We start from the raw sequence: 23691 nt of genomic DNA, 5'->3' as shown, positions 1-23691 counted from the left end.
TATGATGAATGCCTGCTCGAAGTTTATTCCTATTAAGAATACGCTCCTTGTACTACTTGCACAATTTCCATCGGTGTATTGACCATATAATCTGGTGCATCTTTTTTCACTGTTTCAATGACATCATATCCCCAAGATACCCATATTACGTTCACCCCAGCCTTTTTACACGCTGCTACGTCTCGCTGTTCGTCACCGACGTATAACATATCTTGCTCAGTTATTTTTTTCGATTTTAAAAATCTTTTTATCATTTTATCTTTACCGAACAAATTTTTAGAACAATATACTTCTTGTATATTTTCTATATTATTATTGTGTAAAAATGCCCGAATATGCTCTTCTGAGTTGGATGATATGACTGCAATTCCGTAGCCTTTTTTATGTAACTCATCTAATACATCCTTCATCCCATGGAACAAAATAAGATCTTTTATGGCAGGTTGATACAATTTATAAAACTCTAGTGCTAATATCGGTAGTTTATACAATGGTACATCGAGTTGTTTACATCTCTCTGGCATCGTTAATTTACGTAAATACTCAATTTCTTCTTCCTTTACCGTTTTATATCCGTGCTTTTTAGCAATTTGATTATAAATTGGTACAAATGTATTTTGTGAATCTACTAATGTGCCATCAAAGTCAAAAACAATATATTTTTGCATTCCCATACTCCCTTTGCTTCTTTTTCTAAACCTATCTTATTCAACACCGTAGTTGTCTTACCCTTCCATACACATAAAAAAGAACAAGATTTTCTCTTGTTCTTTTTAAGAAAGCCACTTTGGCGGTACATTCGTATTCCAATAAATATTCCCTAACTCATGGTGTCCAGAGTACCCATCATCAAAACGGTGATAGTGGAAATTAAAATAGTAACCATCTTGCGGTGGATGATCTCTCCTTACATGAAATCGCAATAAGTCATTTCCTGATTTCGTGTCATAAACGTGAAAGATTTTTTCATTATTCCCACCAGCTGGTTTTTGGGAAATCGCTAATGATTGTAGTGAATCTTCTGGTACATCATTGGCAAGCTCAGCAATTGCCTCTTCAATTTTCGGTAATATTACATCTTTAAATTCATCTTCAATTACTGGACCAATTTTAGTTCCAAACTTTTGCATCGACTGCTTCTCTGCTTCTTGCATTGCATACGTAATAAAAGTATCGGTGGTTAACCTGTCATTCGTTTCTTCATATGTATAGGACGTACTCTCCAAATTTTGTTGCCCAGCTGTGCTCGTAGGCTTGTCCGCAGCTTTGGCATTATCAAGCAATATGGAAGGAGGCGTCACTAAACCAAATGTAAATACGGTAATTAATGCGACTAAGGTTTTTCTAAACCAATTTGGCATGTATGTTTCCTCCCCTTTCACTCATTATATTTTATATAACGGTTGTTTTCTCTATTATACAAAATGATTGTAATTTTTGCACTTTACAATTTTGTTAACGTTCACATATTTTTCACTTGAATATGAAATTGTAAGATTTCATACAATAAAATACAACAACAATGAGGAGGAGATCCGATGACTTTAGATGTCATGTATTCCGCCGCAAGCATACTCGTTTTAGTATATTTTATTTATCAATGTGTTACGGATTAGAAAAAAGAGCCATTTTTCGGCTCTTTTTTCTATGGTAAGAATACTATCCAACCAATTAATACTATAAAAATAATTCCGGCAATTACAGCTGGTAATAAATAAAAATGAGAAAGTATAACTATTCCATACAAAAGTATTACTGGAAATAATAAATAGCGATCTGTCTTCCATCTTAACAAGAGTAATTTGCCTTCATCACAATATAAATGAAGAAACATTTTGTTCGTAAACTCATTCCAATAGTCGCGCGCATAACGGGAAATTGCAAATAAAGCAAATGCAAGAATAATAGCGGCAATCCACTTCGGACTCATAATAATACTAACAGTACTTATACATACAATTTGAATATAAAATATTCGCGCACTACTTGTACGGAAAAATTCTTTTAAAAAGGATTCAACAATACGAGAATCCTTTTTCTTCCCTAAAAACTTTTTAGAACATGGAAACATCCACGCCTTTTTATTCGAACTACTCGGTTTAGCTGTATGACCACCAACTTGCATAATCCGACTCGTCCAGCGCATACTTTCTTCTTTTTCTCTCTCAACTTCTTTAAAAAAGCAATTTTTATAATTTAATTTTTCTTTTATCAATATGATAATTAGAAACACTGTTAGACCGATACTTAGTATAGAATACCATGGATTTTTATAAATAAGAAACAAACTCAATCCAAAAAAGGATAGACTTATAGAAAATATTACATTTTTTATAATCCATAGTAGCCATCGTTTCCCCACACGTACATGAATAAATCTCGTTAATAACGCCAACAAAAATCGAAATACAGTAAAGAATAGCCAAAATAATACGACTTGTATCTTCGTCACTCCAATACTTTTCATCAACACTGGTAACATCGCAACAACTACTACTACATTCGTTATTGCTATTCGAATAAACGTATATGTCATGCCATACTGGATTAATTTTTGCATGTGAGCGGGGTACGAAATTAAAAATAAACTATCCGCTTGCTCAAAAAATGAGCGAACTCCTCTTCCATATGTAATCGCATAAAATGCGAGTAGACTTAATCCGAAATAAACAGTCTCTCCCATCGATAATTCTTCCGTCCATAGTGAACGATAATAAATCCCCATAAATATAAATGCTGGAATAACAATATATAGCGCAACCGTCCAATCCGTTATAGAACGTATGGACTTCCATTTCCGCCCTAGTTCATGGCGTAATCTTTTATAAAATTGTTTTTTAATCATGTTGTTCACGCCTTACAATTACATCAAAACAGTCTAATAATGAACTTCCTGGCATTTCTGCTAACATTTGAATTGCCTCTAAATGGCCATCTGCGACTAATGTACCTTGAGATATGAGTAAAAATCTTTCGCAAATTCTTTCAGCTGTATCTAATACGTGCGTACAAAGTAAAATTCCTGCCCCGCGTTCTTTTTCTTTATATAAATAACTTAAAAACTCTTTCGTAGCTACCGGATCTAAACCGATAAAAGGTTCGTCAATGATATAAAAATCTGGTTCAGTTAAAAATGCTAATATAAGCATCGATTTTTGTTTCATCCCTTTTGAAAACTTTGATAAATACTCATGTTTATGCTTATCCATTCGAAACATATGTAATAACTCTTCAGCTTTCCGTTCCCAGCTTCCGGCTTCGTTCTCGCGAGCAGCCATTAATAATTCAATATGTTCCCAAAGCGTTAAATAATCATAATATGTCGGGTGTTCTGGCACATATGCATACGGATTTTTCTTCTCGCCAAATGATATTTCACCATCCACATTTACAAGTAACCCGAGCATCGTTTTAATCGTTGTACTTTTCCCGGCACCATTTGCGCCAATAAGAGCAACTAATTCGCCTTGCTCAATCGAAAAGGCAATATCATGAATTGTTTTTTCACCTATTTCATATCCAGCAGAACGGATATTTACTTCTAACATACATTCCCCTTCTTTCCATTTCCAATACAAACTAGGAAAAGAATAACATATAACTATCTATATATCATTATAAAATATTTATTTTCATAGCAGGAATAAATATTTTTTAACAGAATACTTAATGTTTGATTACATTTAATTGGAGTGGATAATATGTCTTTTCAAATTCGTGAAGCTACGATAGACGATATAGATGCACTTTGTTCTTTAACAAAAGAATTAAAAGGTTCCTCTATTTCGTATGAAGATATGAACAACCGATTGCAATTCGTACAAATGAGTCCTTTTGATTTTTTATATGTTTATGAGGAAGAAAAAACTATACTTGGATTACTTGGGTTTCGTATACGTGAAAATTTAGAAGATGTAACTCGGTATGGAGAAATTTCAATTATTAGCGTTGATTCTACAATACGACGGAAAGGCGTTGGGCAAGCATTAATGGATTATGCAGAGCAATTAGCAAAGAAGCATAATTGCATTGGCACATGGCTAGTTAGTGGAACAAAAAGAGTAGAAGCTCATCCTTTTTACAAAAAATTAGGATATGAAGTGAATGGATATCGATTTGTAAAACATTTTTAAATTACTTCTTAATAGAAAGGACTATAACTATGACAACTATTAAAGCAATTTTCATTGATCGTGACGGTACAATTGGCGGCGACACTACAATACATTACCCAGGATCATTTACATTATTTCCTTTTACAAAAGCATCACTGCAAAAATTAAAAGCTAATCATATAAAAATTTTCTCTTTCACAAATCAACCAGGTATCGCGGATGGGATAGTGACCATAGCCGATTTCTCACAAGAATTAAAAGGCTTCGGTTTTGATGATATTTACGTATGTCCTCATAAACACGGTGATGGTTGCGAATGTCGTAAACCAAATACAGGCATGCTGCTACAAGCAGCCGAAAAACACGGGCTTGATTTAACACAATGTGCTGTAATTGGTGATCGCTGGACTGATATCGTTGCAGGAGCAAAAGTGAATGCGACAACGATTTTAGTACGAACAGGTGCTGGATACGACGCTTTACATACGTACCGAGACAAGTGGGCACATATTGAACCAAACTACATTGCAGAAAACTTTGAAGATGCGACAAATTGGATTTTAAGTCAACTATAATGCGAATTAAAAGAGACGCCTTCAAAATGAAAGCGCCTCTTTTAATTTAATATTATTTAAAACGTTAATTCGTAATGGAAATAACGATTATCTCTCAAATATCCATTTTCAGCGTATAATCGCTGTGCTGATAAATTATCAATCTCTGTTTGTAATTTTACACCTTTTGCACCATTTTCTAAGGCGAATCCTTTCGCAGCTTCTAATAATTTTTTCCCTGTTCCTGCCCCGCGCTTAGCAGCTTGTACAAATAAATCATTTAAAATCCATAATTCTTTCATCGAAATAGAAGAAAATGATGGATATAATTGTGTAAATCCAATATATTCACCATCTTCAACTGCTACGAAGATAACAGATTCTTTTCTCTCCATTCGATTTCGTAAAAATACTTTTGCTCCTTCTAGATCGGAATCTTGTCTATAAAACATACGATAGTTATTAAAAACCGATGCTAGTCCATCTAAATCTGCAATTGTTGCCTCATATATTCTCATTTTACTCCATTCCCCTTCCAATACCGTTTCATTATATCCGTTGCCCATTTAGGCTGTACAATTTCTTCTTTCGGCATAAACTCTTTCATTATTGGCTTTATATCCAATACAGGGGTGCCATCAATAGCATCTAACCCCTCAACAATAATTGATTTACCTTCTCTTTTGATTACCTTTACAATGGTTGCTCCTATACGATTCGGACGATTTTTTCCACGCTGTGCAAAAATACCTACTTTAGGATAATCATGATTATTTCTAGGATATCTAGCAAAATATTGAATTTGTTCATCAGTTACTTTATGAAAATAAAAAACAACTTCAATATGTGAAAAATCTTCAATCCCTTGTATACTTTCTTCTGTATACATTTCAGTTAAAGTAATATAGGATTTTACTTCTCCCCACTCATCATCTTTTATTTCCTTTCTTTCATTATGTACAAATGCGATTGGTTGAACTGAAAACACACGCATTCCCCCTTCAATGTAACCACTTACATTATAAAATATTTTCTGAATGTTTTCCACATACACGAACTAGATTACATAATATAATTATAATCTATTTTGTAAGGCGAAATGAACTGCTTCAACTGCATGTATATAAGTTGTATCGAATATTGGAACTGATACGTCTTCCTGTTTAACTAATAATCCTATTTCTGTACAACCTAATATGATTCCTTGTGCCCCTTCTTGTACTAACTCTTCTATAACTCTCTTATAATACTCTCTAGATTGTGATACTATTTTTCCTAAACACAATTCCGTATATATTACTTCATTTATCTTATCCCTATCCGTTTTCGATGGAACTGTTACTTTTATATGATTTTCTTCAATACGTGACTTATAGAAATCTTGCTCCATTGTATATTTTGTTCCAAGTAAACCAACAGTTTGAATACCTTTTCTTTTCATTTCTTTCGCAGTTGCATCTGCGATATGTAAGACTGGAATATGAATATTCTCCTTTATTTTCTCAACTACTTTATGCATTGTATTTGTACAAATAATTATAAAATCTGCCCCTGCACTCTGTAACGAATATGCTGCATTCCCTAATACCTCTCCTGCTCCATTCCAATCTCCGTTAGATTGGAACCGTTCAATCTCTTCAAAGTCCACACTATTGATTATACATTTTGCTGAATGTAACCCTCCTAATCTCTTTTTTATTTCTTCATTTATGATTCGATAATATTCAGCAGTTGATTCCCAACTCATACCACCAATTAATCCTATTGTTTTCATAACTACTACACCTACCTCACACTATTTTTATAACCTGATTCAAACATTTTATTATGTATATTATACATAATAAAACAAGACTTTACGTTCAAAATATAAAGTCTTGTTTTAACCTATTTCCAAGGAAATTTTATAAGAATATTCTGAAATTAAAACTCTAATGTTTTTATAGAATCTTCATATCGATAATGAAAACATTCTCGATACAACTGTTTAATTTCATCATAGGATGGTACTCGTGGATTATTTGCTGGACTTCCACTTTCAATTGCATCTGATGCCATTTTAGAAATAGCTTTTTCAAATTCAACCTCACCAATTCCGTATTCTTTTAAATTTGGAATACGAAGATCAAAGCAAAGTTTTTTTATTTCCCCGAGCGTGTAATCGGCTACTTCTTCATCACAATAGGAATACATATCTTTATTTAAACAGCGTCCAATTTCTGCTAGTCTTTTTACTGCACTCACTTTTGTATACTCTAAAACTGTAGGTAATAGTATTGCATTTGATATACCATGTGGTACATGAAATAACGCTCCTACTGGTCTTGACATTCCATGAACTAATGTAACAGATGCGTTTGAAAATGCAATTCCAGCTTGTAAGGAAGCAATCATCATCGCTTCTCTTGCCTCCATATTCTCTCCATCTTCATATGCAATACGTAAATATTTCATAATACTTTCAATAGCGGAAAGAGCGAGTACATCTGTAAGTGATTGTGAAACTTTAGAAATATATGCTTCGACTGCATGACATAATGCATCTATCCCTGTTGCTGCTGTAATATGAGGTGGTACAGAACGTGTTAAAATCGGATCAATAATCGCTACTTGCGGGGTAAAACTCGGATGTTTCATCATCATTTTTACATCTGTTCGTTTATTCGTAATTACTGCTACACTTGTTACTTCTGACCCAGTACCCGAAGTTGTTGGAATTGCAATGAGCGGTAGCGGATCATTGTCTATTTCCATATCCTTTTGGACATAATCTTCTACTTCTCCGCCATTTGTATATAACACCGTAACTGCTTTTGCTACATCAATACAACTTCCACCACCAAGACCGATAATAAAATCACACTTTTCCTCTTTACAAATAGTTAACGCCTCTAACACATGTATATTTGTAGGCTCAGCATTTACTTTATTATATGTAATAACGGTAATACCTTTTGTATTTAATTGTTGTATACAACTCTCAACATATCCTAAATTCTCCATAATTGTATCAGTTACTATAAAAGCTCTTTTTCCAAACTTCTTGGATTGTTCCCCCAGTTTTTCAAGCGAATTTCTTCCATATAATACAGACTTCGGCATACGAAATTCAGCAACTTCTTGCAAGTACTCCACCTCTTCTTTCCCTAATTAATATTTTCGTCTATAAAATATCTATTTAATAAATTCCTGTTAAAGTATAGAACGCGATAACTAAAAATACAGCAAACGTTTTCAAAACTGTAATAGCAAATATATCTTTATAAGATTGTTTATGTGTTAACCCAGTTACTGTAAGAATAGTAATGATAGCTCCGTTATGTGGTAATGTATCCATTCCTCCTGATGCCATTGATACGATACGATGCATTACTTCTAACGGAATATCGAATTGATTAGCTGCTGCAATAAACTTATCACCCATTGCACTTAAAACGATTCCCATTCCTCCTGATGCAGAACCTGTAATGCCAGCTAAAATATTCGTCGTGACTGCTCCGTTCACTAGCGGATTGGTAAACGTGGCAGAAATGCCATCTCTCATAATCGCAAAACCTGGAAGTGCTGCGATAACACCACCGAATCCAAACTCAGCTCCTGTATTCATTGTTGCAAGTAGCGCTCCACCAATACTTGTATTCAATCCAGCTTGGAATCCTGTTACTACTCGTTTCCAATATAATAATAACGTTGTTACTATACCTATGATAAGTGCTAATTCTACTGACCAGATTCCAACTACTGCACTTAATTCTACTTTTCCAAATGCTTTCATACCAATTGCAGAAAAATCAAAACCATTCGGATACCACTTCGGTATCATAATAGTAAAAACTTTATTCATTACACCTACTAAAATAAGTGGTATAAAAGCAATTACTTGCTGCGCTCTTGTAATTTCAATATTTTTAACCAGCTGCATATCTTTTTGTTCTGCTTGTAAAGAAGCTGCCATTTCCGTATTCCCATCGTTAAAACCAAAATATCCTTCTCCAGCTGCTTTCGCCTTCTTACGTCTACTCTCTAAATATAGTAAACCTAACGTAAGTACAAAAATTGCCCCTACAATACCAAGTATCGGCGCAGCATAAATGTCTGTTTTAAAAAACGTTGTAGGTATAACGTTTTGAATTTGTGGTGATCCAGGTAGCGCATCCATCGTAAACGTGACCGCTCCAAGAACGATTGTTCCAGGAATTAAACGTTTTGGAATATTCGCTTGTCGAAACAACTTAGCTGCGAACGGATATACAGCAAACACTACTACATACACACTAACACCACTATACGTTAAAATAGCACCCATTAATACAATCGCTAATATTGTACGTTTTTCACCAACTAACTCTATAATTGTCTTTGCAATTGAGTCCGCAATCCCTGACATTTCTACTACTTTCCCAAATATTGCCCCGAGTAAAAATACAGGAAAATATAGTTTAATAAAACCTACCATTTTCTCCATAAAAATATTCGAAAAGAACGGTAATACAAAACTAGGCTCTGTCAAAAATACCGCAAATAAAGCAAAAATCGGTGCAAATAAAATAACAGAAAAGCCTCTATAAGCTACAAACATAAGTAAACTAAGTGCTAATAATATAATAACTAGCTCCAATTATACCCCTCCTTTAACAGAAAATTCAAACTTTTATTGATAAACTTCTACTACTAATCTTTTGATTCTGACATCCCTCCTCTTATTCATACAAATTTTTCATGCTAAAAATGTCTAATTATACATATTCGATTACATATAAAAAATCCCTTTAAACAAAAACGATTTCATCATCATACGTTATAAAGGGATTATTAGTCTCTATATTTACTTCTTTATCAAACTATTTTCTAAACAAAAATGATGTAGTTCTTTTACATCATTTACGATATGAGTCGCACCAACTTCAGTCAATTCTGTTTCACTACCATAACCGTATAAAACACCAATTGAAGCAATCTCATTATAATTCGCACCGATTATATCGTGCTTTCTATCTCCAATCATAACAATTTCTTCTTTATTAAGTTCTTCATTTGTTTGTAAAATATGAGCAATGATTTCTTCTTTTTTTATTCTTGTACCATCTAAATTACTTCCAATGATACCTTCGAAATAATTTGTTAGTTGAAAATGCTCTATAACTTGTTCAGCAAATATAGTAGGCTTTGAAGTTGCTATAAATAAACGATTTCCAGTATCTTTTAATTGTTTTAAAAGATTTGGAATACCCTCGTAAACATTATTCTCCAACAATCCACGTTGCTTTAAATATTCTCTGAAATAAAAAACAGCTCGTTCAACTTCTCCTTCATTCATATTATATCTCTCTACAAATGATTGCTGGATGGGTGGACCAATAAATGAATCTAACTCGCTTATATGTAATTCTTCAATGCCAACCTTTTTTAATGCATACAATACTGAATTGACAATCCCTTCTTTCGGATCCGTCAATGTTCCATCTAAATCAAATAAATATGTTGTGTACACGTTTCAATCCCTCACTCATTTTACTTTATAAGTAACCTATAACAGCTTTTCCTATTACCTCTTTTATTATAATACTATCATTATCTTTTTTTCTGAAAAATTACTTTTCCTATGTCACATACTTTCAGTTACAAAAAAAGATACATATGGTAAAGTGAAAAAGTTACAATTATTTTAATAGAAACTGGTGAAACAAATGTCAATTACGTTAATTTTTATAATGGCTTTCACAATTATTATCCATGCGGTTGAAACTAGCTCTTATAGTATTCGATTAGCTGGTGTACGTTTAAAAAAGATTGCCGTTGCCTTATCCGTCGTAGGAATGGTACTGCTTATTTCTAGAACATCTAACTTACTACAAGCCTTTTTAATCGGTGGTATTGTCGATGAAGCAAAACTAGATTCTTCTATTGATTTAGAGCATATTATACGTCTCGTTCTATTATCTGCTTCTATCGGTACATTACTTGCAATTATACTGTATCCAACTTTGACAAAACTATTTGGATACGTCATTCAAAATTTTGAAACAGATGGTTCATTCATTCGAATGATGAAGACGAATAACATTCAAAAGTTAAAGTACACAAAAAAATATGTACGGTTTCCAAAGTTAGAAATGATTCATAGACTACGCATTGGTGGTATTCCAAAACGTATTATGCTTATTAATATGTTTGCTACTGCTATTTATACAGCAGGTGTTCTTTCTGCCCTTTACGCTTCTTTTCTAAATCCAGATTATGCAACAAACGCAAGTACAGCTTCTGGTCTTGTAAATGGTTTTGCTACAATTTTATTAACCGTACTACTCGATCCACGCATCGCTCTTTTAACAGAACGTGCTTTACAATCAGAGAATGGTGCTGAGTCTATGAGTAAAATGTACGGTTGGCTAATGATTTCTAGACTTTTCGGTACATTATTAGCACAACTACTATTTGTACCAGGTGCTTACTGGATTTTATGGATTATTGAACTAATACATTAATTTACTAGAAAGGTGAATATATCAATGAATATCCAAACAGAGCAACATATCATTCGCTTAATAGAAAACGACGAATGGATGATGAACGTATTACAATTAGCAAAATCACTTGAGCTACCTGATTGGTGGATTTGCGCCGGGTTTGTTCGTTCTAAAATTTGGGATACTTTACATAACTACGAAATAAGAACAACTACACCAGACGTTGATGTCATTTATTTTGACCCTTTTCGTAAAGATGAGATATACGAACAATTATTAGAAAAGAAACTAATAAATTTGGATGCCTCTATACCTTGGTCAGTAAAAAATCAAGCTCGTATGCATGTAGTGAATAATATGCTACCGTACTCTTCTTCTGTTGATGCTATTTCTAAATTTCCTGAAACAGCAACGGCTTTAGGGGTTACATTAGACGAAAAAAACAATGTTATATTAACAGCTCCGTGCGGTATTGAAGATGTCCTTTCCTTACAAGTGAGACCAACAGCTCATTTTCTTGAATCAAAAGAACGATTACATATATACAAAAACAGAGTTATAAAAAAGAATTGGCAAAGTAAGTGGCCTAGCATTACAATCACATATCCAGAAATTTAGAAAGGATGCTTCTTATTTAGAGAAGCACCCTTTTCTTCATTTCAAAAAATGTATGACTGTTTCTGCAAATCTATCTGCTTCCTCATAATGAGGTGAATGACCGCTCTCTTCAAATACGATATACTTGCCGTTTCGGGCATCTTTATTAAATATTTCAATTTGTTTTTCACACGTTACTACATCATGTTTTCCTACAATTAATAGCATTGGATTTTGTACATCTTTTATTTTTCGTAATAATGAAGTATGAAATGCTCCTTCTAATTTTAATCTATCAAAATGAATCTTGGAGCGATTTGAAAATTCTTCCCACTCTTCATCACTATATAAACTCTCGTCTGTCACATCTTCCTTATAATTGTAAAGTTCCATTCTTTTTTCTTCTAATTCATCACTTATTCTTATATAAGCTTCTAACAACTCTTTTGAACAAGCATCGCTAGATGAATAAGCAAAGCACTCTTTTGCTACTTCTTCTTTTCCATACTTTTTTAATAAATGCCCTGCCTTTTGTAACAAAGCCCTACTTGTTAATGCGAAATCGAAAGTTGGTCCTTCAAATATTATTTTCTCTATTGAACTTGGATATATCGATGCATATAACAATGCTAAATATCCACCGAAAGAATGTCCAATTACAGACCACTTCTCAATTTGTAATACTTTTTTTAATTCCTCACAGTCTTCAATCAAATCATTTAATCCAAAAGCTTCGTCTTCAGTAATTTTTTCTGAGCGACAAACACCTCTTTGATCTATCATAATTACATATAAAGAATCTTTTAAACGTTCCGCTTGATGAAATGAAAAATCATAGCAACTTTCCCCTGGTCCACCATGCAAGTATAGAACTGGCTTATTTTTAGGATTTCCATGTGTTTCAACGTATAGCTTTTTCCCTCTAATATGCATGTATTCCCCTGTTTCTATCAAATTCGCCTTTATGATCATCACCTTCTTTTTTTACTGAATATTATAACATCTGCTGTTAAATAATCCCTATTACATTTAAAAAGACGATAATGATTGCGAGTGGTGCTACAAATCGAAGTAAAAACGCCCAACAAGTAAATACTTTCTTTCCATAATTACCACCTACAAAAAACTCTGCTTCTAATACCTTGTTTTCCATTTTAAATGAAACGAAAATACTAATAAATAGTGCACCAAGTGGCATTAATATATTACTAGATAAGAAGTCTACTGCATCAAAAATATTCTTTCCGAAGATCGTAATATCACTCCATATTCCAAATGATAACGCTGATGGTATACCTACTAAGAAAATGCCGAAACCGATCATCCATGATAATTTCGTTCTCTTTTCTTGTTCCCCATTTGCTAATGCTGAAACAACTGTCTCTAGTAAAGAAAATGCCGATGTTAATGTCGCAAATGTAAATAGTGCAAGGAATACTGTTAAGAAAAACCCACCAAATGGAATTTGACTAAATACAGATGGTAATACGATAAATAGTAATCCAGGCCCTTCTGTTGGTTCCATTCCTAATGAAAATACAGCTGGAAAAATAGCAAGACCCGCAAATAATGAAACAAATAAATTCAACCCAACGATTGTTATTGCTGATTTTGGTAAACTTTCTTTTTTATTTAAATAGGAACTATATGTGACCATTATCGAAATCCCGATACTAATCGCAAAGAATGATTGACCCATTGCGAACAAAATACTTTCTGAAGTAATCTTTGAAAAATCTGGTTGTAAGAAAAACTTCACACCTTTCATTGCATTATCAAGTGTTAATGAACGAATAATAAGAGCGACAAATAAAACGAACAACGCTGGCAACATATATTTACTTGCCTTTTCAATTCCATTTTGTACACCTTTTGATACAACCCAAATCGTAATAAACATAAAAGCAAAATGTCCCATGATCGCCCAAGCCGGATTTCCAATTGTTTCAGTAAATAATGCTCCGTAATTTTGTCCCGGTGTAATTAGTTGTCCAGTAATTCCTCTGAATAAATAAATTAACACCCATCCACCTACAACACTATAAAATGAAAGTAGTATAAAACACGTTCCAACACCAAGGCGTCCAATCCAGTGCCACCCTGTATTTGGTGCAATACTTTTAAATGCGCCAACTGCTTGTTTTTGCGTACTACGTCCAATCATAAATTCAGCTATAAGTAGTGGTAATCCAATTAATACAGTAAATAATATAAAAATTAAAAAGAATGCTCCTCCCCCGCTCTTCCCGGCGATATAAGGAAACTTCCATATTGCGCCAAGTCCTATTGCTGATCCTGCTGCAGCCATTATAAAACCTAATTTCGAAGTCCATTGCTCCGTTTGTTTCATCTTATTTTCCTCCCAATTAAATCTTTTTATATAAATAATTAAATTTTATGAACCTATCCAAATAAACCCTCCATTTCTTTTTCTATAAAATAAAAAATGGCTCAGCATCTCTTTATATAAAGAGACGCTAAGCCATTTACTTAACGCGGTACCACCCTTATTGATTCCATTATGAATCCACCTTAGTAGTAATCGTTTGATTACAAACCTAATATCGAAGGTTAACCGTTAAGATTTACTAAGAATGTGATTCCGTTCCACCTTACTGCTCCTAGGCGAGTTCAGGATGTCATTTGACTATGTCACACCAACCCATAGCTCTCTGTACAAATATACGACCTTACTACTCCTATTCAACACATTGTAATATTTAGAATATATTTTCTTTTGAAATTAATATGAAGTATATCGGTTATATTTGTAACTGTCAAGGGATATATTGATTTTTTTGTCGAAAAGGATTATTTCGGCCCTATTTTATTTTTTACTATCGTTATTTTAGCTGTATATATGATGTTATCTGGAATGCAAAATACATAAAAAAATGAAATAGTTCATATTGATAGCTCACTTTTACTAAGTTTTTTAGCAAAAGAAAGGATCACTATTTCCCCTTTTTAAACCAACTATAAAATAGCATTAAAAAAGAATCTTCGCGATAATCGCGAAGATTCTTTTTATGGTATAAGACGAGTACAATCTCTCGGAAAAGCACTCGCCTCTCGTACGTTTGTTAATTCTAATAGTTTGTATACAACTCTCTCTAATCCAATTCCAAACCCTCCATGTGGTGGACAACCGTATCGGAATGTATTTAAATACGATTGAAATGTATCTGGATATAATCCTTTTTCTTTAAACGAAGCGCGTAACATTTCATAATTATGAATTCGCTGTGCTCCTGAAGTTATTTCTAATCCTTTATATAGTAGGTCAAACGAATCAGTAATAGCTGGATTCTCGTTATTCGGCATCGTATACATCGGTCTCGCTTCTTTCGGATAATGTGTAATGAAAACAAATTCACTCTTATATGTTTCCTGCACATATTTCCCTAGTAGCTTTTCACCTTCTGTATCTAAATCCCCAATTGGCGATTCTTTCCTATACTTACTTTTCAAAATTTCTTGTGCTTGTAACAATGTAATTTTCGGTATTTCTGTAATAACAGGTACTTCTATTTGTAATAGTTGTAGTTCTTTTTTACAGTTTTTTGCTACTTGTTGAAACATATATCGTAAAACATCCGTTTCTAATTGCATCACTTCATGAAAATCATGAATAAAGCCAAGTTCTACGTCTAACGATATATATTCATTCAAATGACGGGAAGAATTATGATGCTCCGCTCTGTAAACAGGTGCAATTTCAAAAACACGTTCTAAGCCTCCAGCTACCATCATCTGTTTATAAAACTGTGGTGATTGTGCTAAATAAGCTTCTTTTTGAAAGTATGGCAGCTTAAAAACATTCGCTCCTCCTTCTGCCCCTTGTGAAACAATTTTCGGAGTAAATATACGTGTGAAATCGTTCTCTATAAGAAATTCACTAAAGCTCTGAACAAGTGTAGATTTCACTTTAAATATCGCCGCGATTCTCTCATGTCTTAATGATAATACCCGCTCATTCAGTAGTTGATCTAAGCCAACTTGCAATTTCTTTTTATTTATTTCAAACGGAAGTGGTTCTGCGCGATTTAATATTTTCACTTCGTGAGCGAGCACTTCAACTCCTAATTCTGTTTTCGAAGTCTCTACTATTTGGCCTACTACTTGAACGACACTTTCCACATCTACCTTATATCCAGCTAACTCATTTTCTAATACACATTGCATAACTCCTGAGCGATCTCTTATTAATAAAAAACTAACATTACCTAGATGACGAATCTTTTTTACCCATCCTTGAAGTAATACAACTTTTCCGCTTTGCTTTGTACATTCTTTTGTGAGTGAACGCTTCATTATTGACTCCATTATTTTTCCCTCCAGTAATTTTATATTTATTTACGTTATTGTTGTTGTCATCGTCATCATCCACGGTCACTCACCTCCCTTAAAAGAATACAAAAATCCGCCCCTATAAATAGGGACGGATTTTTCCGCGGTACCACCCAAATTGTCATAATGACCATCTTAGCCCTGATAACGGTAGGTACCGTTTGCTTTTACTAATTATCACGTTCAAAGCAACACTCACAGGTGTCTTTCCATCATGCGGTATCGCAATCTTCTCAGCAACCGATTGCTCTCTGTAGACCTTTGCATCATGTACTTTTCCTGATCATCACTTTTTATATTTACAGAGTATTCTATCTCTTTAACTTATAAAATGCAAGCACTTTTAAATATATTTTGATTTTTCACATCCAGTTTTGTACAATCTCCTCTAAAGCCATTCCACGTGAACCTTTCAATAAAACAACATCCTTTTTCGTTATTACTTTTAATACTTCCTCTGCTATCTCGTCTTTATTATCAAATGACTGTACTTTTCCTGTATGATAGTTCTTTCTTGCTTCTTCCGCTACGATTTCAGATAACGCTCCATACGTAAATACATATTGGATGCTCTCTTCATTTAACATTTTACCAATTTCTCTATGATATGTTTTAGCTTCCTTCCCTAACTCTAACATATCCCCAATTACGATTATTTTTTTCTCATAGGCATTTAATTTCTGTAACGTTTCAATTGCAGCCTTCATTGAGGAGGGACTTGCATTCCATGCATCGTTAATAATTGTAAAACCTGTTTTAGCGGTTAAAAACTGAAAGCGCATTTGTGTAATATTTATTTGCTGCAATGCTTCTTGTATTTTTTCTATAGGGACTTTGTAAAATTGCCCTACAGCAATTCCGACAATCGCATTTAAAATATTATGTTTTCCATGTAAGGGAACATCGTACTGTATTTTTGTATTATTTAATTTAAAATGAACACCATATTCATCTAATTGTACGTTCGTTGGAAACAAATCATTTGTATACTTTCCACCAAATGACTTACTTTCTATACCTAGCATATTAATATTTTGAGAAAGTAATGGCTCGTCGCCATTATATAGGAACAGTCCATCGTCATTTAATCCGTCTATAATTTCAAATTTAGCCTTTGCAATCTCTTCTCTTGATCCAAGCGTCTCTAGATGTGACTGTCCAATCATTGTAATAATCGCTACATCTGGCTGTGCTATTCGTGATAAATTTCGAATTTGTCCTTTTTCACTCATTCCCATTTCAAGTATTAAAAACTCTGTATCTCGTTTCATCTCTAAAATTGTTAACGGCAAACCGATTTGACTATTAAAATTACCTTTTGTTTTATGCACTCGATAAGTTGAACTTAAAATACCTCCTATTATATCTTTTACCGTAGTCTTGCCATTACTACCTGTAATTCCAATTACTTTTACATTTATCTCTCTTCTATAAAATTGTGCCAATTGTTGCAAAGCAAACAAAGTGTCATCTACAAATATAATTGGAATCCCTTTTGGCGGAGTACCGTAAGACTTTTTCCATAAGGAAGCGACAGCTCCATTATCCATTGCTTCTTTCACATACTTATGCCCATCTTTCACCCTAATGATTGGAACAAATAAATTTCCTTCTTTCATGTTTTTGGAATCTATACAGACACCATGTATTTCTAAATGATGAAACGATTCGTATAACCCTTCTCCATCTATTACCTCTTCAAGTTTTTTCAAATTCATTCGAATCAAAGTATTAATCACCTTCCATTTAATTACATATTTTCCGTTTTATTTACGCATATTAATAAAAATTTTATAGTGAGGTGTTAATATGAAAAAAGCGATTAGTTTCTTTCTTCTTTTGTTATGCCTAATTGTAGTGAATGAAACGTACGCATACTCACCAAAATCTTTACCTATCTCTCAAAACTCTGATCAATGGCAAGTGAATATTGCTGAACCGAAAAAAGTAAACAAAAAAAAGCTTCAAGCTAAAAAAGATGAATTCCAAACTTATCAATTTTCAGTAAAAAATGTTGGAAACAGTGAAGTATATAACGTACAAGTCGAAGTATTCCGTAACGAACCAAAAACAAAAACGAAATATGAACTCTTTTCTCTAAAGGAAAGTCGTTTAGCAAGTGGAAAAACTGGATTTGAACATGTTAATTTTCCAGTTGCTACAAAAGCGGATGAAGTTGATGTAATTATTACTTGGCAAGAACACCCTTTCCGCTCCATGAGAAATGGTCAAAAAGTAGAGTCTAGAAAATTTAAAGAGCATTTTGTTTTTAAAGACGAAAAAAACAAATGAAATGCGAATAAATTCACATTATCATTCGTATAGCTTACTTTACTAGTACCAGTTCTTAAGCAAATTAAAAAGTCGTGGCTTATACATGCCACGACTTTTTATATTAATTCGTACTAATTCCTCTCGCTGCCCAAATACGATCAATATCCGCAGCATGTTGTCCGCCATATAAAAGAGCATCCGCTTGTTTAATCGCTTTTGCTCCATCACTGAATTTAGAGTTTGGTGTTAATGACCAGTGCGATTGTAAAATAATTTTCGTTGCTACATCACGACCAAATGCTTGCGCCATTTCATATTGGCCTTGTGCCCAAATTTCTCCATCATCATGTACTTCATTCGTAATATCTTTCGGATACACTTTATTATTATCTAATCGGCGTAAGCACGTTGGATCTGAACTAGAATAAGCAGTCGCATCCCATTCTCCAACACATGCTTTTCCGTACCCTGTAGTTGATACTGCATCTTCATACGTAGCACCTAAGAAGTCTCCAAATCCTTCTCCCATCGCTCCGCCTTCTGCCGAACTACCAAAACCAGGAACTTGATTATCTTGAATCGAATGTCCATATTCATGTGCGATAATACCCGCATCTTCTGCATCATCTACTCCGCCAGTACCAAATGTTAAAGCTTTCGTTGTCGGAGAATAAAATGAGTTGTCCGCCGTCGTTCCATTTACATTCACTTTAATAGAGCGATTATTAATATTTTTAAAACCTAAACTTTGAATGTAACGTTGCAAAGTATCGATATGATAATACGACATGACATCTTCAAAGCTATCATTTGCGCGTGTATAGTTAAATTGTAAATTTGTAGATTTCGTTTTTGCTTTTGAAGAAATCGTTACATACTCTCCAATTAAAAATCCTGTCCCATCTAAACCTTTTAACGTAACAGTCTTTAATTGGTTCGTTAATGCTGTTGAATCTGCATCATTGTTATCTTTTAACCCTACTTTACTACCGCTAGATACGACTGGGTTAGGTAAAAATACTTTTCCTGATCCTTCTGCTTTACGGTTTATATCAACCTTTTTAATTAACTTTCCATTTTCTGCATCAACAAATGTTTCCCATGCACCAAATGGATTATTAGAATGGACTACAACTTTATATACTGGACGAGCAATTCCCTCTTCAATAATATATCCAAATTCTTTCTCTGTAGGAGCCCATAAGTTTTGTTCACTTGCTTCTCCAACATACGCCATTGATTTTTGTATTGCATCTTTTTCACTAATTTTTGTCGTAGCTTCCTTCACACCTTTAACAGATTGATAATCAGAAACAGCAAGTACTCCTTTTCCCTCACCGTTAAGAGTAACTGTAATTTGTTTTGAAAATACAGGCGCACCATTCACAACTTGTTGGAACCTAACATATGAAGCTACTGACGTTTCTGTTGTAGAAATATATTGCAAGTCTGAAAGGTCTGCTTTTAATCCATACTGCGCAGCATTTTCTTTTAAATATTCAGTTGCTTTTTTCTGCGGCGAATAAGCTTCTAGCTTTACTTGCTGTTGTTTTTCCAATGCCGAAACTGTAGTAATCGTCCCCATTACTAACGGCACAGTCATTGCCATTGCCACCATTTTTTTATTAAACATAGAACCACTCCCCCTAATAAAGTAGCTCAACCTTATCCCATTACCACTAGGCAATCATTCCCCATAAAATGGGGGGAATAAAAATTGAATCTACGAGTAATTCTCTATGAACAATTCTATTACCTTTCCATTCAGGTGGCGTGAAATTTTCTCAATATTTATGTGTAAAGCGAAAACAATACTTTAGAAAGAAATTTTCTTGAGGTCCTATCGAATCGATTATGAAAAAATTAGCCGGATAAATATCTATCATACAAAAAAGGAAGTTGGAATGATTCCAACTTCCTTTTCTTTACTTAGTCGCGCTTAATTTAATACGAACTTTCGTCTCACCTAAAGATAGTTCATCATCTTCATTCGTTAAGTGACCAAATGTAAATTGTTTAACGAGTAAGTTTTCTTCCAACAACTCTTTATGATTCGTTAACGTTTGCTGTAGTTCTTCCTCTGTATCAAGAATTACATCTACTCGTAAATTAACAGGTAAATTCAACTGCTTACGATATTCTTGAACGGCGCGAATGAATTCACGTGCTACTCCTTCTTGTAGCAATTCTTCCGTTACATTCGTATCTAACATTACTGTATATTGTCCGTTAGTTGTATTAGAGAATCCAGATTTCGCAACTTTCTCTACTAATACATCTTCAGTCGTTACAACTATTTCTTCTCCTGATGCACCTTCGTAAACCGCTCTTTCTGTAGAAACAAAGTTTTGTACCTCGTCTTGTGGTAATTGTTTTAGCCAACCATTTACTGCATTCACATTTTTACCGAACTTCGGCCCAGCCGTTTTAAAGTTCAACTTTAATTGATAGGACGTGTATTTCGTTTCATCGAGTTCAACATGGAACGCTTTTACATTTAACTCATCCATGACGATATCACGATAAAATTCCCAATCCATATCATTTTCATTATGCTCAAGTAATACAAGTTCCGCTAACGGCTGTTTTACTTTTAAAGAATGTTGATTACGGTTACTTCTTCCAAGTTCAACAACTTGTAAAACTGCATCCATCTCCGCTTCTAATTTCGGTTGAAGTAGTGATTCATTTACAATTGGATAATCCTCTAAATGAACGCTACTTCCAGTTAAATTTAAATGAATATCTTCAGCGACAAACGGTGTAAATGGTGCAATTAATTTACTAATTGTCACAAGTACTTCATGAAGTGTCTCATACGCAGCTGCTTTTTCAGCATTCATACCAGACTCCCAGAAACGATTACGCGATCGCCTTACGTACCAATTACTTACTTCATCTACAAGCGTCGCGATTTCACGAGCTGCATTCGTAAATTGATAATCATCAAGTGCAGTTCTCACTTTTTTCGTTGTACTATGCAATCTTGATAATACCCATTCATCCAATTTCGTTCGCTTTACGTCATATGTTTCATCTGGATTATACTCATCTAAATTTGCATATAAAACGTAGAAGCTATACACATTGACTAATGTATCTACAAACTTAGATTTCGCTTCCAATACTGTTCTTTCAGAAAAACGCTTCGCATTCCACGGAGCACTGTCAACGAGAAGTGCCCATCTTAAAGCATCTGCACCAAACTGATTTACTAAATCAACTGGATCTAGTGCATTCCCTTTACTTTTAGACATTTTCTGTCCTTCTTCATCTAATACATGCCCTAGTGATAGCACTCGTTTATACGGTACTTTTCCAGTATATAGTGCCGATACTGCTAATAAACTATAAAACCAGCCGCGTGTTTGATCAATGCCTTCTGCAATTACATCTGCTGGAAACTGTTCTTCAAATAACTCTTTATTTTCAAATGGATAATGATATTGCGCAAATGGCATCGAACCACTATCAAACCAAACATCAATTACTTCTGGTGTACGATTCATCGCACCTCCGCATTTTTCGCAGCTAACTTGCACTTCATCTACATACGGCTTATGCAATTCTAAATCTTCAGGTGTTTCTTTCGTACTATGCTTTCTTAAATCAGCAATGCTTTTCGGTGCGAATTGATGATCGCAACTTTCACATTCCCATACGTTTAATGGTGTTCCCCAATATCTATTTCGGCTAATATTCCAGTCCACCATATTTTCTAAAAACTTACCAAAGCGTCCATGTTTCATATGGTCTGGATACCAAGTAACAGTATCGTTATTTTGTAAAAATGTATCCTTAATTGCAGTTGTTCGGATTAACCAACTCTCTCCTGCATAATAAAGAAGTGGTGAATCACAGCGCCAGCAATGCGGGTAGCTATGTTCATACTTTTCTTTATGGTATAGTAAGCCCTCCTTCGCTAAATAACGAACGATATCTACGTCACTATCTTTAACAAATTTACCTTTCAAAAATGGTACTGCCTCTGTATACTCACCTTTCTCATCTACAACATGCAAGAATGACAATCCTTCACTTTGAACGACTCTATAATCGTCTTCCCCGTATGCCGGTGCGATATGAACGAGTCCTGTACCACTATCTGCCGTGACAAAATCGGCTGCGATAACGTGGTAACCATTTGTAACTTCCTTCATTGGAAATGGTGGCATATAAGATGTATTTACTAATTCTTCGCCTTTATGGACAGATAATACTTCATAGTCTTCTTTTAATACATCTTGTACACGTTCTTTCGCAACAATGTATACATGACCTTCTTGTTTCGCTTTCACGTATTCCATATTTGGATGTACAGCGAGCGCAACATTGGCTGGAAGTGTCCAAGGTGTTGTCGTCCAGCCTAGGAAATATTCATTTTCACTATCTTTCACTTTAAATTTAACTGTTGCACTTAAATCTTTTACTGTTTTATACCCTTGTGCAACTTCATGTGAACTTAGTGAAGTTTGACAGCTTGGGCAGTATGGTGAAACTCTATGTCCTTTATACAATAAACCTTTTTCATGAATCGTCCCTAAAATATGCCATACACTTTCGATATATGGATTCTCTAACGTAACGTATGGATCATCCATATCTACCCAGTAACCGATGCTTTCAGTGAATTCACGCCACTGCTTCTCATATGTGAATACACTCTCTTTACACTTTTTAATAAATGGTTCAATTCCATACTCTTCGATTTCATGTTTACCAGAAATACCAAGTTGTTTCTCAACACCTAATTCTACAGGTAAACCGTGTGTATCCCATCCCGCTTTTCTTAGCACTTTATAACCAGACATCGTTTTATATCTTGCTACTACATCTTTAATTGTTCGTCCAAGCGCATGACCTACATGCGGTAATCCATTCGCCGTTGGTGGTCCTTCATAAAAAACAAACGATTGTGCGCCTTCTCGATTCTGAATTGATTGCTCGAAAATACTTTGCTCGTTCCACTGCTTACGAATACGTGTTTCTCTCCCTACAGCTGACTCTTTTACATCTACTTTCTTCATCTACAATCACTCCTTTTTATGTTTTAAAGCACACAAAAAACCCGTCCCTATGAAGTAGGGACGGGTTTAACCGCGTTACCACCCTAATTCTATTAGCTCTTCGCTAATAGCACTTAGCAACGTACTATCATACGTGTTCTTTGTAACGGTAGACATCCGTCCGGGCTTACTTACTTTCAGCCTCGGCTCCTCGGAGATGATTTTCAAATAACGTCTGCACACCGGCTTTCAGCAACATACCGGCTCTCTGTGGAACAGTACACTATTTTACTCTTTCTCGTCTTCAGATTTGTATACTTTGTTAAAA

The 23691-nt window shown here is 34.3% G+C and carries 21 protein-coding genes and 3 other annotated features; of the genes, 5 read left to right on the top strand and 16 right to left on the bottom strand.

Features of this window, described 5'->3' with window-relative positions:
* Positions 1 to 32: 32 nt before the first annotated feature.
* From ACTFRN_RS13270 to ACTFRN_RS13255, 4 genes are all read right to left on the bottom strand, one after another.
* Positions 33 to 668, bottom strand: a complete 636-nt coding sequence (locus tag ACTFRN_RS13270) for an HAD family hydrolase (RefSeq protein ID WP_001175006.1) — start codon at positions 666 to 668, stop codon at positions 33 to 35.
* A 105-nt stretch (positions 669 to 773) separates the two neighbouring features.
* Positions 774 to 1361 (bottom strand): YpjP family protein, encoded by a 588-nt coding sequence (locus tag ACTFRN_RS13265; protein WP_001134412.1) that lies wholly within the window; start codon positions 1359 to 1361, stop codon positions 774 to 776.
* A gap of 284 nt (positions 1362 to 1645) precedes the next feature.
* The gene (locus tag ACTFRN_RS13260; RefSeq protein ID WP_014893784.1) at positions 1646 to 2845 is read right to left on the bottom strand and encodes an ABC transporter permease; all 1200 of its coding nucleotides are present in this window, start codon (positions 2843 to 2845) and stop codon (positions 1646 to 1648) included.
* The gene (locus ACTFRN_RS13255) at positions 2838 to 3548 is read right to left on the bottom strand and encodes an ABC transporter ATP-binding protein (RefSeq protein WP_000895244.1); all 711 of its coding nucleotides are present in this window, start codon (positions 3546 to 3548) and stop codon (positions 2838 to 2840) included. Before ACTFRN_RS13255 ends, ACTFRN_RS13260 begins: the two co-directional genes overlap by 8 nt.
* Positions 3549 to 3701: 153 nt before the next feature.
* On the opposite strand from ACTFRN_RS13255, the gene ACTFRN_RS13250 reads away from it, so the two are divergent.
* Both ACTFRN_RS13250 and ACTFRN_RS13245 read left to right on the top strand, forming a co-directional pair.
* Positions 3702 to 4133, top strand: coding sequence for a GNAT family N-acetyltransferase (locus tag ACTFRN_RS13250; protein WP_000009784.1), 432 nt, complete (start codon positions 3702 to 3704; stop codon positions 4131 to 4133).
* Positions 4134 to 4162: 29 nt separating this feature from the next.
* Entirely contained in the window at positions 4163 to 4690 is a 528-nt protein-coding gene (locus ACTFRN_RS13245) for an HAD-IIIA family hydrolase (protein WP_000207510.1), read from the top strand.
* A gap of 56 nt (positions 4691 to 4746) precedes the next feature.
* On the opposite strand, the gene ACTFRN_RS13240 is transcribed toward ACTFRN_RS13245, so the two are convergent.
* From ACTFRN_RS13240 to ACTFRN_RS13215, 6 genes are all read right to left on the bottom strand, one after another.
* The gene (locus ACTFRN_RS13240; protein WP_001223874.1) at positions 4747 to 5187 is read right to left on the bottom strand and encodes a GNAT family N-acetyltransferase; all 441 of its coding nucleotides are present in this window, start codon (positions 5185 to 5187) and stop codon (positions 4747 to 4749) included.
* Positions 5184 to 5657 carry an SAM-dependent methyltransferase gene (locus ACTFRN_RS13235; protein WP_000493234.1) on the bottom strand — a complete coding sequence of 158 codons (474 nt, stop codon included), beginning with the start codon at positions 5655 to 5657 and terminating at the stop codon, positions 5184 to 5186. Before ACTFRN_RS13235 ends, ACTFRN_RS13240 begins: the two co-directional genes overlap by 4 nt.
* 87 nt (positions 5658 to 5744) lie before the next feature.
* Positions 5745 to 6443, bottom strand: a complete 699-nt coding sequence (locus ACTFRN_RS13230; RefSeq protein WP_000848545.1) for an aspartate/glutamate racemase family protein — start codon at positions 6441 to 6443, stop codon at positions 5745 to 5747.
* A gap of 149 nt (positions 6444 to 6592) precedes the next feature.
* Entirely contained in the window at positions 6593 to 7795 is a 1203-nt protein-coding gene (gene eutG / locus ACTFRN_RS13225) for an alcohol dehydrogenase EutG (protein WP_088106653.1), read from the bottom strand.
* A 52-nt stretch (positions 7796 to 7847) separates the two neighbouring features.
* Entirely contained in the window at positions 7848 to 9287 is a 1440-nt protein-coding gene (locus ACTFRN_RS13220) for a GntP family permease (RefSeq protein ID WP_000424303.1), read from the bottom strand.
* A 207-nt stretch (positions 9288 to 9494) separates the two neighbouring features.
* Complete coding sequence (locus tag ACTFRN_RS13215) at positions 9495 to 10160, bottom strand: HAD family hydrolase (RefSeq protein WP_000288831.1); 666 nt, start codon at positions 10158 to 10160, stop codon at positions 9495 to 9497.
* 196 nt (positions 10161 to 10356) lie between these two features.
* Here ACTFRN_RS13215 and ACTFRN_RS13210 point away from each other — a divergent pair, with 196 nt between their 5' ends.
* Positions 10357 to 11154: a lipid II flippase Amj family protein gene (locus ACTFRN_RS13210; RefSeq protein WP_000028910.1), complete on the top strand. Its 798-nt coding sequence runs from the start codon at positions 10357 to 10359 to the stop codon at positions 11152 to 11154.
* Between the two features lie 24 nt (positions 11155 to 11178).
* On the top strand, positions 11179 to 11754 hold the full coding sequence (locus ACTFRN_RS13205) for a nucleotidyltransferase family protein (protein ID WP_001025801.1): 576 nt from the start codon (positions 11179 to 11181) through the stop codon (positions 11752 to 11754).
* A 36-nt stretch (positions 11755 to 11790) separates the two neighbouring features.
* On the opposite strand, the gene ACTFRN_RS13200 is transcribed toward ACTFRN_RS13205, so the two are convergent.
* The 4 genes from ACTFRN_RS13200 to ACTFRN_RS13185 all read right to left on the bottom strand — a co-directional run bounded on the left by ACTFRN_RS13200 (position 11791) and on the right by ACTFRN_RS13185 (position 17810).
* Positions 11791 to 12705: an alpha/beta fold hydrolase gene (locus ACTFRN_RS13200; RefSeq protein ID WP_074568035.1), complete on the bottom strand. Its 915-nt coding sequence runs from the start codon at positions 12703 to 12705 to the stop codon at positions 11791 to 11793.
* 37 nt (positions 12706 to 12742) lie between these two features.
* The gene (locus tag ACTFRN_RS13195; protein ID WP_014893785.1) at positions 12743 to 14083 is read right to left on the bottom strand and encodes a sodium-dependent transporter; all 1341 of its coding nucleotides are present in this window, start codon (positions 14081 to 14083) and stop codon (positions 12743 to 12745) included.
* 117 nt (positions 14084 to 14200) lie between these two features.
* Positions 14201 to 14449: a binding site (T-box leader), on the bottom strand.
* Between the two features lie 311 nt (positions 14450 to 14760).
* Positions 14761 to 16059 carry an aspartate--tRNA(Asn) ligase gene (gene aspS, locus ACTFRN_RS13190; RefSeq protein ID WP_074568036.1) on the bottom strand — a complete coding sequence of 433 codons (1299 nt, stop codon included), beginning with the start codon at positions 16057 to 16059 and terminating at the stop codon, positions 14761 to 14763.
* A 108-nt stretch (positions 16060 to 16167) separates the two neighbouring features.
* Positions 16168 to 16379 (bottom strand) — a binding site (T-box leader).
* 66 nt (positions 16380 to 16445) lie between these two features.
* Positions 16446 to 17810, bottom strand: coding sequence for a UDP-N-acetylmuramoyl-tripeptide--D-alanyl-D-alanine ligase (locus tag ACTFRN_RS13185; RefSeq protein WP_000620654.1), 1365 nt, complete (start codon positions 17808 to 17810; stop codon positions 16446 to 16448).
* An 82-nt stretch (positions 17811 to 17892) separates the two neighbouring features.
* Between ACTFRN_RS13185 and ACTFRN_RS13180 the strand changes: the two genes are divergently transcribed.
* A complete protein-coding gene (locus tag ACTFRN_RS13180; RefSeq protein WP_000709327.1) occupies positions 17893 to 18375 on the top strand; it encodes a hypothetical protein in 483 nt (160 codons plus the stop codon).
* A gap of 103 nt (positions 18376 to 18478) precedes the next feature.
* On the opposite strand, the gene ACTFRN_RS13175 is transcribed toward ACTFRN_RS13180, so the two are convergent.
* A complete protein-coding gene (locus ACTFRN_RS13175) occupies positions 18479 to 19990 on the bottom strand; it encodes a M36 family metallopeptidase (protein ID WP_000482289.1) in 1512 nt (503 codons plus the stop codon).
* A gap of 292 nt (positions 19991 to 20282) precedes the next feature.
* Positions 20283 to 23384, bottom strand: a complete 3102-nt coding sequence (gene ileS, locus ACTFRN_RS13170) for an isoleucine--tRNA ligase (protein WP_000754932.1) — start codon at positions 23382 to 23384, stop codon at positions 20283 to 20285.
* A gap of 53 nt (positions 23385 to 23437) precedes the next feature.
* Positions 23438 to 23677 (bottom strand) — a binding site (T-box leader).
* Positions 23678 to 23691: the final 14 nt, after the last annotated feature.

Source organism: Bacillus cereus group sp. MYBK245-2 (genome assembly GCF_051916145.1).
Classification (GTDB): Bacteria; Bacillota; Bacilli; order Bacillales; family Bacillaceae_G; genus Bacillus_A; species Bacillus_A pacificus.
This window is presented reverse-complemented; position numbering and strand designations above follow the sequence as displayed.

Coding starts and splice junctions, on each gene's coding strand:
- ACTFRN_RS13255 (WP_000895244.1), bottom strand. CDS start 3,548: ATGTTAGAAGTAAATATCCGTTCTGCTGGATATGAAATAGGTGAAAAA.
- ACTFRN_RS13240 (WP_001223874.1), bottom strand. CDS start 5,187: ATGAGAATATATGAGGCAACAATTGCAGATTTAGATGGACTAGCATCG.
- ACTFRN_RS13260 (WP_014893784.1), bottom strand. CDS start 2,845: ATGATTAAAAAACAATTTTATAAAAGATTACGCCATGAACTAGGGCGG.
- ACTFRN_RS13195 (WP_014893785.1), bottom strand. CDS start 14,083: ATGAAACAAACGGAGCAATGGACTTCGAAATTAGGTTTTATAATGGCT.
- ACTFRN_RS13175 (WP_000482289.1), bottom strand. CDS start 19,990: ATGTTTAATAAAAAAATGGTGGCAATGGCAATGACTGTGCCGTTAGTA.
- ACTFRN_RS13230 (WP_000848545.1), bottom strand. CDS start 6,443: ATGAAAACAATAGGATTAATTGGTGGTATGAGTTGGGAATCAACTGCT.
- ACTFRN_RS13205 (WP_001025801.1), top strand. CDS start 11,179: ATGAATATCCAAACAGAGCAACATATCATTCGCTTAATAGAAAACGAC.
- ACTFRN_RS13245 (WP_000207510.1), top strand. CDS start 4,163: ATGACAACTATTAAAGCAATTTTCATTGATCGTGACGGTACAATTGGC.
- ACTFRN_RS13250 (WP_000009784.1), top strand. CDS start 3,702: ATGTCTTTTCAAATTCGTGAAGCTACGATAGACGATATAGATGCACTT.
- ACTFRN_RS13200 (WP_074568035.1), bottom strand. CDS start 12,705: ATGATCATAAAGGCGAATTTGATAGAAACAGGGGAATACATGCATATT.
- ACTFRN_RS13270 (WP_001175006.1), bottom strand. CDS start 668: ATGCAAAAATATATTGTTTTTGACTTTGATGGCACATTAGTAGATTCA.
- ACTFRN_RS13210 (WP_000028910.1), top strand. CDS start 10,357: ATGTCAATTACGTTAATTTTTATAATGGCTTTCACAATTATTATCCAT.
- aspS (WP_074568036.1), bottom strand. CDS start 16,059: ATGGAGTCAATAATGAAGCGTTCACTCACAAAAGAATGTACAAAGCAA.
- ACTFRN_RS13180 (WP_000709327.1), top strand. CDS start 17,893: ATGAAAAAAGCGATTAGTTTCTTTCTTCTTTTGTTATGCCTAATTGTA.
- ileS (WP_000754932.1), bottom strand. CDS start 23,384: ATGAAGAAAGTAGATGTAAAAGAGTCAGCTGTAGGGAGAGAAACACGT.
- ACTFRN_RS13265 (WP_001134412.1), bottom strand. CDS start 1,361: ATGCCAAATTGGTTTAGAAAAACCTTAGTCGCATTAATTACCGTATTT.